This window comes from Wolbachia endosymbiont (group B) of Melanargia galathea (assembly GCF_964030625.1).
GTDB lineage: Bacteria > Pseudomonadota > Alphaproteobacteria > Rickettsiales > Anaplasmataceae > Wolbachia.
The window spans coordinates 311,428-324,213 of the sequence record NZ_OZ034910.1; the positions used below are offsets into that span (position 1 = coordinate 311,428).

General features: G+C 33.9%; 9 protein-coding genes and 8 pseudogenes. 10 read left to right on the forward strand and 7 right to left on the reverse strand.

Annotation, left to right across the window (positions count from 1 at the left end; all coding sequences use genetic code 11):
* Positions 1 to 16 precede the first annotated feature (16 nt).
* Positions 17 to 745, reverse strand: a complete 729-nt coding sequence (recO, locus tag AAHF52_RS01365; RefSeq protein ID WP_007302913.1) for a DNA repair protein RecO — start codon at positions 743 to 745, stop codon at positions 17 to 19.
* A gap of 196 nt (positions 746 to 941) precedes the next feature.
* On the opposite strand from recO, the gene AAHF52_RS01370 reads away from it, so the two are divergent.
* Positions 942 to 1,490 carry a hypothetical protein gene (locus AAHF52_RS01370; RefSeq protein WP_052265027.1) on the forward strand — a complete coding sequence of 183 codons (549 nt, stop codon included), beginning with the start codon at positions 942 to 944 and terminating at the stop codon, positions 1,488 to 1,490.
* 49 nt (positions 1,491 to 1,539) lie between these two features.
* Positions 1,540 to 1,633, forward strand: a pseudogene (locus AAHF52_RS01375) (IS200/IS605 family transposase); the annotation flags it as partial.
* Between the two features lie 103 nt (positions 1,634 to 1,736).
* Here the strand turns inward: AAHF52_RS01375 and AAHF52_RS01380 are convergent.
* Positions 1,737 to 2,595: pseudogene (locus AAHF52_RS01380) on the reverse strand (IS256 family transposase); the annotation flags it as partial.
* Positions 2,596 to 2,675: 80 nt separating this feature from the next.
* On the opposite strand from AAHF52_RS01380, the pseudogene AAHF52_RS01385 reads away from it, so the two are divergent.
* The 3 pseudogenes from AAHF52_RS01385 to AAHF52_RS01395 form a co-directional block, all read left to right on the forward strand.
* Positions 2,676 to 3,479 (forward strand): annotated as a pseudogene (locus AAHF52_RS01385) (IS4 family transposase); the annotation flags it as partial.
* Positions 3,480 to 3,541: 62 nt separating this feature from the next.
* Positions 3,542 to 4,370 (forward strand): annotated as a pseudogene (locus AAHF52_RS01390) (IS630 family transposase).
* A gap of 29 nt (positions 4,371 to 4,399) precedes the next feature.
* Positions 4,400 to 5,020: pseudogene (locus AAHF52_RS01395) on the forward strand (IS4 family transposase); the annotation flags it as partial.
* An 8-nt stretch (positions 5,021 to 5,028) separates the two neighbouring features.
* Here AAHF52_RS01395 and AAHF52_RS01400 read toward each other — a convergent pair.
* A pseudogene (locus AAHF52_RS01400) lies at positions 5,029 to 5,409 on the reverse strand (transposase); the annotation flags it as partial.
* A gap of 70 nt (positions 5,410 to 5,479) precedes the next feature.
* Between AAHF52_RS01400 and AAHF52_RS01405 the strand changes: the two are divergent.
* Both AAHF52_RS01405 and AAHF52_RS01410 read left to right on the forward strand, forming a co-directional pair.
* Positions 5,480 to 5,924: pseudogene (locus tag AAHF52_RS01405) on the forward strand (transposase); the annotation flags it as partial.
* Between the two features lie 454 nt (positions 5,925 to 6,378).
* Positions 6,379 to 7,391, forward strand: a pseudogene (locus AAHF52_RS01410) (IS110 family transposase).
* 228 nt (positions 7,392 to 7,619) lie between these two features.
* On the opposite strand, the gene AAHF52_RS07195 reads toward AAHF52_RS01410, so the two are convergent.
* From AAHF52_RS07195 to dprA, 3 genes are all read right to left on the reverse strand, one after another.
* On the reverse strand, positions 7,620 to 7,883 hold the full coding sequence (locus tag AAHF52_RS07195; protein WP_052264846.1) for a hypothetical protein: 264 nt from the start codon (positions 7,881 to 7,883) through the stop codon (positions 7,620 to 7,622).
* Positions 7,884 to 8,175: 292 nt separating this feature from the next.
* Positions 8,176 to 8,316, reverse strand: coding sequence for a hypothetical protein (locus AAHF52_RS01420; protein WP_019078789.1), 141 nt, complete (start codon positions 8,314 to 8,316; stop codon positions 8,176 to 8,178).
* 265 nt (positions 8,317 to 8,581) lie between these two features.
* The gene (gene dprA, locus AAHF52_RS01425; protein ID WP_007302781.1) at positions 8,582 to 9,667 is read right to left on the reverse strand and encodes a DNA-processing protein DprA; all 1,086 of its coding nucleotides are present in this window, start codon (positions 9,665 to 9,667) and stop codon (positions 8,582 to 8,584) included.
* Positions 9,668 to 9,728: 61 nt separating this feature from the next.
* Here dprA and AAHF52_RS01430 point away from each other — a divergent pair, with 61 nt between their 5' ends.
* Positions 9,729 to 10,106, forward strand: a complete 378-nt coding sequence (locus AAHF52_RS01430; protein ID WP_254229739.1) for a ferredoxin family protein — start codon at positions 9,729 to 9,731, stop codon at positions 10,104 to 10,106.
* A gap of 29 nt (positions 10,107 to 10,135) precedes the next feature.
* Here AAHF52_RS01430 and AAHF52_RS01435 read toward each other — a convergent pair whose 3' ends face one another.
* A complete protein-coding gene (locus AAHF52_RS01435; RefSeq protein ID WP_007302779.1) occupies positions 10,136 to 10,402 on the reverse strand; it encodes a hypothetical protein in 267 nt (88 codons plus the stop codon).
* A gap of 564 nt (positions 10,403 to 10,966) precedes the next feature.
* Between AAHF52_RS01435 and AAHF52_RS01440 the strand changes: the two genes are divergently transcribed.
* Positions 10,967 to 11,920, forward strand: a complete 954-nt coding sequence (locus AAHF52_RS01440) for a D-alanine--D-alanine ligase (protein WP_012481821.1) — start codon at positions 10,967 to 10,969, stop codon at positions 11,918 to 11,920.
* Entirely contained in the window at positions 11,901 to 12,659 is a 759-nt protein-coding gene (locus tag AAHF52_RS01445) for a cell division protein FtsQ/DivIB (protein WP_007302888.1), read from the forward strand. Before AAHF52_RS01440 ends, AAHF52_RS01445 begins: the two co-directional genes overlap by 20 nt.
* Positions 12,660 to 12,786 lie beyond the last annotated feature (127 nt).

Sequence of the window (12,786 nt, forward strand, 5' to 3'; positions counted from 1 at the left end):
TTCAAATAAGTAGTAACTAAGATTCAAATGATAGCATAAAATTTCTCAACTCCGGAAATTTCGCATTTAACTGCAGAAATAGATATTTATTTAAAAAATACCCTGTAATTTTTAACCCTAGTCTGAATTCTTGATATGAGTAGCTATTTTGTAGGTTGTTATTGTATACATCATGCAACATCTGTGGAAAAGGTAGTAATTTATCTGCATAACAGTCACCTACTTTTTTTGACACTGCTCTACCAGTTTTTGGAGAAATAAATTGTAGATTTTCTTTCACACCTGTTACAGCACATTTTGATAGGTCTAACTTAAATCCAAGTTGCGTAAGAAGCAGAAGCTCTAAGTTAAGGTAATGACTTTGCCAAAACTGGCTATTATGTTTTATTACATCGATGAAGTGTCTAAAATTATCATATAACTTGATGCAGGATTCACTTTCTGGAAGCACTTTTTCTAATATAGACGAGAAAGAAACAATAGCAATGCTTTTTAACCTATCTTGAAAGAAATGATGAAATGGAGATTCAATCAATTCGCACTTTAAAAAACCTAGATTTTCAGGTAGCTTAGCACTCCATTCTGCATGTAATAGATTACTTATTTGAAACTTATAATTGCTATTGTTTGTTAACCTAGTTAATCCTCTGCACTTTCCATGATTTTTTGTAAATAGAGAAAGAATTAAATTTTTATCACCGTATTTTTTAACAGCTATAATAACACCTTCATCTTTCCATCTCATTCAGAGTATATTGACCATATGATATTATAGAGATAATAAAATTAGTGTAGCAAATTTGAGTTTAAGTCAACTGAAATATATTGACTTTATGTGCAATATTAGCTTTAAACCAGTAAAACAAGCTGCTTAACATATGCGCCCTCTCTATTTTAATTATACTCTTCTTTTGTTTCTATGTTGTTTTTTGCTTTTTTCAATGAAAGCCCAAACGGATGATTCGTCAGTTATTCCTATACCACAAAGAAAAAAAGAATTAGTTGAGTTAGTACAACCGAGGCAAATTATTGAAATACAGGAAATTGATGAGGGTATTCCAATTCCCAAAAGAAAAAAGGGTGTAGAAAGAAAACTAAGAGAAGACATCAAAGAGGTGAAAAATGAAATAAGAGATAAGAAAAATATTGAGAACAAAGATGATGAATTGGCTGTAACAGAAATTATTAATTCTATAAGGGATAAACTGACAGAGTGTTGGAGCATTCCTGAGAGCATAGTTTATAAAGAAAATTTTAGTATAAAAATTAACTTATTATTATCCAGTAAAGGCGAGATCGTTGTAGCCAACGTAGCAGATAGTAGTTCTTATCAAAATAATCCTCTTTTTAGATCAGCAGCAGATAATGCAATGCGTGCAGTATATAAATGTAGCCCGTTAATTGGCTTACCTGCTGAGCAGCATCACATTTGGCGCGAAGTCACGTTAGATTTTATTGTCCCAAATTTAGGAGAAAAACACTGGACTTAAAGTCCATCCTTTTAAGAATATAATTTTAAGGTGAAAAATCTCAAAGAATGTGGAATATTATAGAAAAAGCAGTCACTCTGTATATATATCACATAGTGTGGATAACAAAATATCGATATCCAGTATTAGTTGGAGATATTGGATGGCTTTGTTGCATGGCTACCAATGAGAAGGTGTGATGTAAGGGATTTACGAGGCAAATTCGAATAGGCGGGAATGTTCAAAAAAGTGTGTCAAGCCGCATTTTTAGTTCAACTCAATTTTCAATCTGTTGGGAAAGAAGATGTCAAGTTGAGACATAGTTAAAGCCCAATTAGGGAGAGCCATAATCCACTTTTGCTCCACTTTTTTTATAGCACAATATACCAACTTATACAAGGCATTTGTACTGGTAAATGAGCCCTTGGTTTTAATGAATTTCCTGATTCATCTATGCAACCCCTCAATTGGATTGGTGGTATAAATTAGCCTTCTAACAGGGCCAGAATACTTAAAATAACCAGACAAATTTTCCCAATTGTTTTGCCACGATTTTATGACCAAAGGATATTTTTCACCCCATTTTTCTTCCAGCTCAAGCAAATAATTTTCAGCGATTTCTTTACTTGAAGCACGATATATTTTTTTCAAATCATTCATGAAAATTTTCACATCTTTGCTGGATACATATTTCAATGAATTTCTTATCTGATGCACTATACATATTTGTACTTCTGCTTTGGGAAATACACTATTTATAGCCGCAGGAAAACTTTTTAGACCATCAACACATGCAATCAGAATATCCTCTACCCCTCTCTCTTTTAGGTCATTTAACACTCCTAACCAGAACTTCACTTTCGGCTAAATAAAAGCCTAGTACTTCTTTTCTGCCATTTTGATCTATGCCTAATATATTATACATGCATTTACTTACGCAATGCCCGTCCTCCTTGACTTTGAAAAACATGCCATCCATGAATACTATTGGATATACAGATTGCAGTGGACGACTGCGCCATTCATTGATTAACGGCAGTAATTTGTCGGTGATATTGGATATTTCTGCTGCAGATATTTTGTGGTCATACATCTCCTCTACATGCGATGCTATGTCCCTATACCCTTACTATTACCCACAAATGTAAATGGACTTATAAATAAAGGATTAGAATATTAAAGTTTGTGAATATTGAGGGTATAAAAATGGCAAACAAGGGTAATGAATGGGCTAGAAATGAATTGGGGGATGCTGCACTTGGAGATAAAAGACTGACAGATCGATTAGTAAATATTGCTGATAGTTTAATAAGTTTACCTGAAAGTTCAATCAATCAAGCATGTGGAAGTTGGTCAGAAGCAAAAGCAGCTTATCGTTTTTTTCAAAATGAGAATGTAAAAGGAAGTGATATCTTAACATCGCATATTGCAAAAACTGTTGAAAGAACAAAAACTCATAAAAGGATTCTTGTGATTCAGGATACAAGTTGCATTTCATATATGGGACATGAAAAAATAAGAGGATTGGCAGTTGTTTCAAAAAAACAAAGTAAAGGTATTATGATGCACACAGCTTTTGCGATTAGTACAGAAGGCTTGACATTAGGAATACTAGACCAAAAGCTTTACTCGAGACCATCTATATCTAAAGAAGACCAAGAGCTAGAAAAAAGAAGACGTTGTAGAAACGTTAGTATTGAAGATAAAGAAAGCATAAAGTGGCTAGAAAGTTTAAAGAAAACAAATGAAATTATAGATTCAACTCAAACAGAAACTATAACGGTATGTGATAGAGAAGCAGATATTTATGATTTTTTTGAGCTTGCTTACCGTCTTAATTCAGCGGTTTTGATAAGAGCTTGTAGAAACCGAAACGTAAATAAAACATCTAGGTATTCTCGAGAAGAAAAATTATGGCAATTTATAGAAAGGGTTCCTTGTACTGGAAAAGTAGAAGTTGAAATTCCGGCTAGAGATAACAAGCCAAAAAGGATAGCATCTTTAGAAGTTATAGCACTTCTCATAATAGTCCAAAAAAGGTAAGATATGGATTTATAGTAGTGATGGTAAGCATGCCAGCAGCATATAGTTATGACTTAAGGAAAAAGGTAATGGAAGCATTGGATGAAGGAGAGAGTGGAGAAACTGTTGCCAAGAGATTTAAGATTGGAAAAACAACTTTATATGAGTGGAAGAAAAGACGTGAGAAAACGGGAGATTTTCAATCAAAAAAGCTTGGAAGCGTGGCATAAAATTACCGACTGGAATGCATTTGCCGAATTTGCAAATGAGCAAGGTGGCAAAACTCAGTCAGAGATGCTGGGGCAATATTAGTAGACAAACAATTCATCGAGCACTTAAAAATATAGGATTCACAAGAAAAAAAAGACCTACGGATATAAAGAAAGAAATGAAGAAAAGCGAGCTCAATTTTCAAAGGTTATAGCAACAAAAGAACCTAAAGAATTAGTGTATATAGATGAGTCTGGCATTGATAACACTGAACCTATGGGTATTGCCAGAAAGGACAGCGGTTTTATGCCCTAAAATCTGGAAAGAAAACTCAACGAATTAGCATGGTTGCAGCCTTAAGTGGAAGAAAAATAATTGCTCCGTTAACCTTTAAAGGCCACTGCAATATGGATATCTTTAATAAATGGTTTGAGCAGTTTCTGACACCGATTTTGGAACCTGGACAAACTGTTATCCTTGATAATGCTACTTTTCATAAGTCTAATAAGATTTGCTAAAGGAGTTGGTGCAGAAATTTTATATCTTCCTCCATATTCTCCAGATTTCAACAAAATTGAGCATTATTGGTTTGCTATAAAAAACAGAGCCAGGAAAAACATTCCTCTATTCGAATCCTTTCGTCGTGCTGTTGATTCTGCCTTCCTATGACCTGTTCGGACTATTATGAGAAATGCTATAGATTTGGAAAATTTACTATGAACCCAGATAGAGGCAATATAAGATTAAGACATAAAGAAGAGCTACCTGACCTACCGCTCTATGTAGTTCAAGTTATTGAGAAAAATCCTCCTCCTGAATCAACACCACTAGAGTGGATGCTTTTAACGAATCTTTCAGTTAATACTTTTGATGAAGCTATTGAAAAAGTTAATTGGTATTGTCTTAGGTGGAAAATAGAAGTCTTACATAAAATTTTAAAATCTGGCCTTAAAGTTGAAGAATGTAGACTGGTAACAGCAGAAAGATTAATGCGATATCTAACAGTCATGAGTATTATTGCTTGGAGAATTTTCTTTATTACAACAATTGCAAGAACTGATTCAACACTACCATGTACTACATTATTAGCTGAAGAAGAATGGAAAGTTTTATACGTCAAAATACATAAAGTAAAGTCATACCCAAATATAACCCCTACTATAAAAGAAGCTGTTTCATGGATCGCCCAACTTGGAGGTCATTTAGCCAGGAAAAATGATCCAGAACCAGGTCCCATTACTCTTTGGAAAGGGTGGAGACGTCTTTTTGATTTAGCAGAAGGATGGAGACTTGCTACTGAACTTTATATTTGTGGGTAATAGTAAGCCCTATACCCCATGCCACTAGCGTATGTGCTTAAAACCTTTGCTTCAAGTTCCGGATGTAAGCTTGTTTGCCTTTTTTTCACTATTTGTGGTTCAAAACTTCCTTCTCTGTCTTTTGGTGTCAATAGTTCAAATGAACCTGCGCTTGTCTTCAAAGTCTTGCCATTCCTCCCGTTTCTACGATTGTTTTCTTCACTTCCAGCAGATAAATGATGTTCTATTTCACCCTCTAGACTAGCTTCAAGCAGCCTTTTTATAAATGGCGTTAATGCTCCCTCCTTTCCTGTCAACGGTCTTCCTTCTCGTATAGACGACAGGATATTTGTTTCCAACTCTTTATAATCTACCAATCCGTTAGTTCTGTTTACTATTTTCTGACTCATTTTCAAACCTCCATTTTTTTATATCAATTTATTACTTTTTTTCGATTTGACACACTTTTTTGAACATTACCTAGTGCATCAAATAAGGAACTCTCTGAAATACGTATCGAGCAAAAGTTTTCATGAATGATTTGAAAAAAATATACCGTGCTACAAGTAAAGAAATTGCAGAAAATTATTTGCTTGAGCTAGAGGAAAAATGGAGCGAAAAGTATCCATTAGTTGTGAAATCTTGGCAGAACAATTGGGAAAGTTTATCCGGTTACTTCAAGTATTCAGGTCCTGTTAGAAGGCTAATTTATACCACTAATCCCATCGAGGGGCTACACAGGCAAATTAGGAAATTTACCAAGAACAAGGGCGCATTCACCAGCATAAATGCCTTGTACAAGCTGGTATATTGTGCTATAAGAAAGGTGGAGGAAAAATGGACGATGCCTGTACATGATTGGGCATTATCTATATCTCAACTCTATATTTTTTTCCCTAGTAGATTAAAAATTGAGTTGAACTAAAAATTCGGTTTGACACACTTTTTTGAACATTCCCTTTTTCTATCAAATTTTTCGTCCTTGCAGATTTATAAAAGCTCGCATTGTCGAGAACAATAGTCTGTCCAGGTTTAAATACAGGAACAAGTACATTTATCTACATAAGCATCAAAAATCTCGCTGTTGCAGTAGCCATCAATTATCCATGGTGCTTTAACTTTTCCTTCATTCAGTGCTCCAATCATGCTTACCCTCTTGTATCTTGTAAAAAGCATCTAATGTTTTAAGCTTAAGCATTAGGTGGAGGAGGGAAGAACTCTGTTTCCCCTCTTAGATATAAAATCTGTAAGAAAGATAAGAGTTCCCTCCTCAAAAGTATAGGCTGGACGGTATCGTAGAAAGACCTAAATGGCTCTAATTCTGTATCCACAAGGTTAGCCTTACTTTTCGTTTTAAATGGTAACGTATGGGGTTATATATGATCAACAACTTTCTTGGAATTGATGTATCAAAAGATCGCTTTGATGTTTTTCTTTCATTCATAAGTAAAAAAGAAAAGCGTGAAACTAGGAAAAGAAGCTTTAAGAACGATGATCTTGGGTTTCAAGGTCTGCTGAGTTTTCTACAAAAGCATAATGTGGAAGAAGTAAAGTCATGCATGGAGGCTACTGGTTGTTATAGCGAAGCTTTGGCTGAATTTCTGCACAATGCTGGACATTTTGTTAGTGTTGTAAATCCTTATTGTATTAAATCTTATACAAGGAGTAAACTCGTAAGACAAAAGAATGATCAGACTGATGCAGAAATTATTGCTGATTATTGCCAAAGACAGGAACCAACTCGTTGGACACCACCTTCTTCTGAAATGAAAAAATTAAAACATCTTTATCGTTGCTCAGTTGCGTTAAAAGATGAATTAGCATTAGTAAATAACCACCTAGAAAAAAAGAGAGACTGCCTAAAGAAGTTGCAAATGCTTGGGAAGACCTTGCAATGAATATAGCTCAAAAAATAGAAACAATAAAAAACTCCGTACGTGAACTATTAAAGCAACACAAAGAGTTGTTGGAAAATTTTCAACTTCTACTGACTATTCCAGGCATAGGAGAGGAATCAGCAGTAGCTATTTTAGCTGAAATCCCTGACATAAAAGCTTTTAGAGATGCCAGGCAATTGGCAGCATATACAGGAGTTATACCGAAAAATATAACATCAGGTTCATCTGTACATTCTAAACCAAGATTAAGTAAATCAGGTTCACAAACATTACGTAAGGCCCTTTTCTTTCCTGCCATAGTAGCCAAGAATCACAATCCTATCATTGTGAGTTTTTGCCAAAGACTAAAGAAGAAGGGTAAGCATAATATGGCAATTGTGGGAGCTGCAATGCGTAAGCTACTCCATATCATTTTCGGTATCCTGACATCCAAAAGTGCTTTTGATCCAAATCATATCAAGAATTACAGAACTAGGATGTTGACTGTAGTTTAAAATCAAAAAATGCTTCCAATCCATTCAACATATTCACTAACTGTAATCTGTGTACTGTTACACAATCAGAAGTATTTTTTGATTTTATGATACAGCTTGAGTAATTTTTTTGTTGACTAGCAAGACAGTATCTTTCTTTTAAACCCTGGGCAAATAACCTCTTGACTCTTTGAGACTACCCATATTCATAAAATTCATTGTCCTCTATTCCAGACTCATCTATGTATATCAAGTTTTCTTTCTTCTACTTTTTTTATGAACTCTTTGCGTTTCTCTTTCTCGATAAAGAAAAGTTTTTTTATATGTATAGTTTACTTTGCTAAGGTAGTTATATACTGTGCTTCTACACATATTACCAAATTCTTCAATTATCTTTTCAATTCTAATATCCATCCAGAAATTTGATAAATCTATCCATATCTTTAATCTTATGGCCATATCCTTTGTGATAGCCTGAAGATGGTTTCTGTTTCTTCTTTCCTTTTCCTCCACAAATATATTGTTTTTATGCTCACTTTGAATATTTGACTGATTTTTTTATCGTCATTGTTTTTTTATCGACTACTTTGAAAACACGTTCTTTCAGATCCTCACTATATGGACTTGGCATCTTCTTCTTTCTCATTACTTATTATACCATTATAACCAATTTTGCCATATAGCTAAACCTTTCTTGGGTTAGCTATAGATGATAAAATATTTGATTCTAGTTCTTTATAGTCTACTAATCCGGTAGTTCTATTTGCTTGACTCATTTCAAACCTTCATTTTTTATATCAATTTATTACTTTTCTTTTCGGCTTGACACACTTTTTTGAACGTTCCCCACTTTTTCTATCAACTTTTCAAATTCTTCTACAGTTAAGCCTGTTATATTACGAAAATTTCTTGGGTGTTTCTTTATATTGTAGTAACTAAAGCTCATTTTTTTACCTTACTCTATCTGCTTATTCCTCTTCTACCTCTCTCCCATCATTTTATCATTACCTTTTGCAGCAGGTCTATTGATGCATGAGTCTGGAATCTAGGAATTCTGATTATATATTAAGTTAGTAAGTATAAAAGTTATGTAAAAATACAACGTTTTTAGTGAGATTACGGAAAGCCAGCGTCACACGCTGGAATGACATCTTTCTTGGTGGACTCAAACCATAATGTTTGTACGGTTGTGGACTTATAACTAAAGCAATCTAGAAAATTAATGATATTTTATTCCCCGGAGAACGCTCTATTTTGTTTTCCAACTCTAGTTCTAAAAGAGCCATTAGAGCTATGTTGGCAGAAAGTCCGCTTGCTAATATAAGTTCATCTATATCAACAGGTACAGAGTTAATATGATCAACTATAACATATTTTGCCTGTTGCAATTTTTCTTGTTTTTGGTTAACAGCATAGTGCTCAACATTAAATAGGTTTTTTTGCTGCGGAGGTAAACTAAACCTAATACTCTCTATTATGTCATCAGCGGATTCGATAAGCTTAGCACCGTTTTTAATTAAATAATTACTACCACTACAGCGTGAATCTAGAGGGAAACCAGAAACTGCAAATACCTCTCTCCCTTGATTTAAAGCAAAATCTGCTGTTATTAGAGAGCCAGAACGTTTCGATGCTTCAATCACTACAACACCCAGCGATAGACCAGATATAATTCGATTCCTTTGAGGAAAATACTGAGGTTTTGGTTTAGTAGCAAATGGAAGCTCAGTCATTACTAATCCGCCATTTTCAGTAATTTTTTTGTATAGATCAAAATTTTCTCTTGGGTATACTACGTCAATTCCGCTTGCTGTAACAGCAATAGTGGGGTAATTTTTGTATATTACACTGTTTGCTGCAGTATCAATCCCTCTTGCAAGCCCAGAAATTATGATGAAACCAGCTTGGCTTAAATCGAGTGCCAACTTATTGGCAAAATTTCTTCCATTCATTGAAGAATTACGTCCACCGATTATTGCAATTATCTCACGACTTAATAATGATACATCACCAAGTGTAGTTATTACAGGAGGAAAACCAGAGATATTCCTTAAAATGTCAGGGTAATCTGGATCACATGCTGGTGTTATTTTAGCTCCAATTTTTTCTGCATTCTTAATTTCTTCTCGTGCATTTTGAATTCCATAATCCTTGTTAGTCAACTTATTAAGATATTTAAGCACTTCATATAGCGACCCACATGCTCTAAGTATACTAAAGAACTTTACTGGTCCCACAGTTCTAGCCAAGCTTAGCCATATTTCTAATTCTTCGTTATTTAATTTATTTATCTTCATAAAAGGCTTGAATTTCTTATCAATTTAGTGTACCCAAGATAATGTAAATATACAGTGTTTTATGACGCATTTTGTTACAGATAAATGCATAAAATGTAAATATACAGACTGTGTGGAAGTATGTCCCGTTGACTGCTTTTATGAAGGTAAAAATATGCTCGTGATTAACCCAGATGAGTGTATTGATTGTGGAGTGTGTATACCTGAATGTCCAGTAGATGCAATTGTAACTGATGATTCCATAAAAGATATTCTAGAGCTAGATGAAGGCTTACTGAATAATGAACAAAAAATCTTTAAATCATTTTACAATATAAACGTAGAATATTCGCAAAAATGGCCAAACATTACAGCTAAAAAGCAACCCCTAGATACAGCAGAAGAGTATAAAGAAAAAAAGGATAAGACAGCTTATTTTGATGAAAATTTAGGGTCATAGAGTACAAAAATAGACTTACATTTTTTTGATTAAATAGACATTGAATTGTAAGCGTCTATTTCATCTGCCATAGACGATAATTGTGCACTCTCAAAACGGAGATTGTTTGCAATATCTATTAATTTCTCACTAATTTGTGAACGAGGTTCAGGCACTGGAAAGAAAACGTCACATCTAGCCTTGCATAGAGGTTTGTCTGTTTCATTGAACGCCTCTTCACAGTTTTTGTGGCAAATATGAGATAGGTTACGTGCCTGAAACGTTAATGAATTCGAGTTTTGTGTAGGTATAACCATAATATACTCCTAAATTAAAAAACTAACGCCACGGTAGCATTTATGTGTTAATAAAATTGTAATATTTATATCAGCATAATTACTTTCCAGATAAGTTTACTTTATTGAAAATTTCAGGAAAATATTGTACAATTACTCATGAACTTTGGTAAAACTTACGGCAAACGCTAATGTATCTTTCAGTAAAAAAACCTTACAGCATTTTGCTAAGCTAGTTGAGTTTACTAAGCAGCCCACTCAAGAATTAGCAGAAAGACTATTTAATAGATCATGAAATGGAACTATCTGTAGTTGCTGATCAATATGACATTGAAGGTGTAGAAACAGTTGATTACAAAGATGTAAAGTGGAAATCAAGTGGATTACAAAATTAAATTTTTAAAGAATATTACTGAAAAAGATCTTCCAGTTTTACTTGCAATCTGGTGTCTGATCATAAAGGAACCAGTTTGCATGACACCATCTGCAAGTTTCAATATCTGTACAGCTGTGGAATTTTTCAAAGCGTTTTTTCTATTGAAGATAAAAGTATCTTTTATATATGATATATAGCAAAATATTAGGGTGCTTATGGTTCCAAATATAGCAATTTTAAGTGGTGGATTTTCTTGCGAAAGAGAAATATCGCTTATGAGCGGAAAAGCAGTAAAGAAGGCGCTTGATAGCCTTTCATATAATGCAATAGAAATAGATGTTGATAGCAACATTGCTCAAAAGCTTAAAAAAACTAATCCCGCTCTTGCTTTTATTGCTCTACATGGACCTTATGGTGAAGATGGCTGTATTCAAGGTTTACTGGAGATTTTAGGTATAAAATATACACACTCAGAAGTTATGGCTTCGGCTGTTGCTATGAATAAAGTGATGTCAAAGCATATATTCCATTCTCTTAATATCGACACTCCAAGAGGCTATGTAATTAGTCGAGAAGATGTGCTAAAAAATAATATTAAAGTTGATTATCCGTACGTCTTAAAACCGATTAACGAAGGCTCAAGCATTGGAGTACACATGATTTTCTCACATGAGGATTACTTAGAGCTGAAAAATAATAGTTCTACTATAATGGAAAAGATGATCATAGAAGAATACATACCGGGTATAGAGTTACATACTGCTGTATTACTGAATGAAGCAATTGGCACTATGGAAATACGACCGAAAAATAAATTCTATGATTATGAAGCAAAGTATACAGATGGATTTGCAGAACATATATTTCCTGCTGAAATTCCTAACAACATATATAGAATAACCTTGGAACACGCGTTAAAAGTTCATCAATTTTTAGGATGTAAAACTGTTTCCCGCTCAGACTTCCGTTATAATCCCCAAAATAACACTTTAAAAATGCTTGAGGTTAATACACATCCTGGCTTTACTGAATTGTCGTTAGTACCAGAAATTGCAAAATTGACAAGAGGAATTGATTTTAATGAATTAGTCAAAATTATTGTCGAAGACAGTTTACACCACAGGAATATTAGAGATCAAGCCGATGTTGAACAATGTTACTAGAAGCCAAAGAAGTTTTTTGCGCAAGTGCGCTCTTGTTATTATCACTGCACTTTTTCTCACATTAGTACTTTATAGTTCACTTGATAAAATAACAAATCGATTCAATTACTACTTTACTTGGTGTAACAATCGCTTATCGAGCTTATTACTTAGCAATGGATTTTTAATCGACAAAGTAACCGTTACTGGAAACAAATTTACAAATGAAAAGGACATTCTAAGTTTAGTAGATAGAACGCAACCTATCATGTATGTATCACTCTCAAAACTAACAGATAATATACAATCTGTAAGCAAATGGATAAAATATGTAAAAATTTATAGAATTTTACCTAATACCTTACACATTGATGTAGATGAACATACACCTTTCGCTCTTTGGAAAGATGATAACAGAACTTCAGTAATTGATTCTGAAGGTAAAGTGATCGTAAATGACTACCCGATAGATAACCTCGTTGTAATTAAAGGACAAAATTCGTTATCAAATCTAAAATTCATTAAAGATATACTAGAGAGAAAAACTCAATTAAGTGATCATATTTCTTCTTGTATTTATGTAGGAAATAGAAGATGGAATATCATACTCGATGACAGTTCCACAGTAAAATTGCCTGAAGATAATCCTTATAGCGCATGGGATTATTTAAGCCACTTGCAAAATACAACCGACTTTACTTTTAGCAATTGGAGCATAATTGATATGCGTGTTGCTGATAAGATCTTTGTGAAGAAGTGATCTGCTCGGTGCTCCTTTTCATTTCATGCAAGTAGCCCTTTCTCTGTCATCCGAGTAGCTTAAAACTGGAATCCAGATTGCAAGTAATTGATTGGGTTGGGTGAGTATGGGTTTTGCATTATAGAAG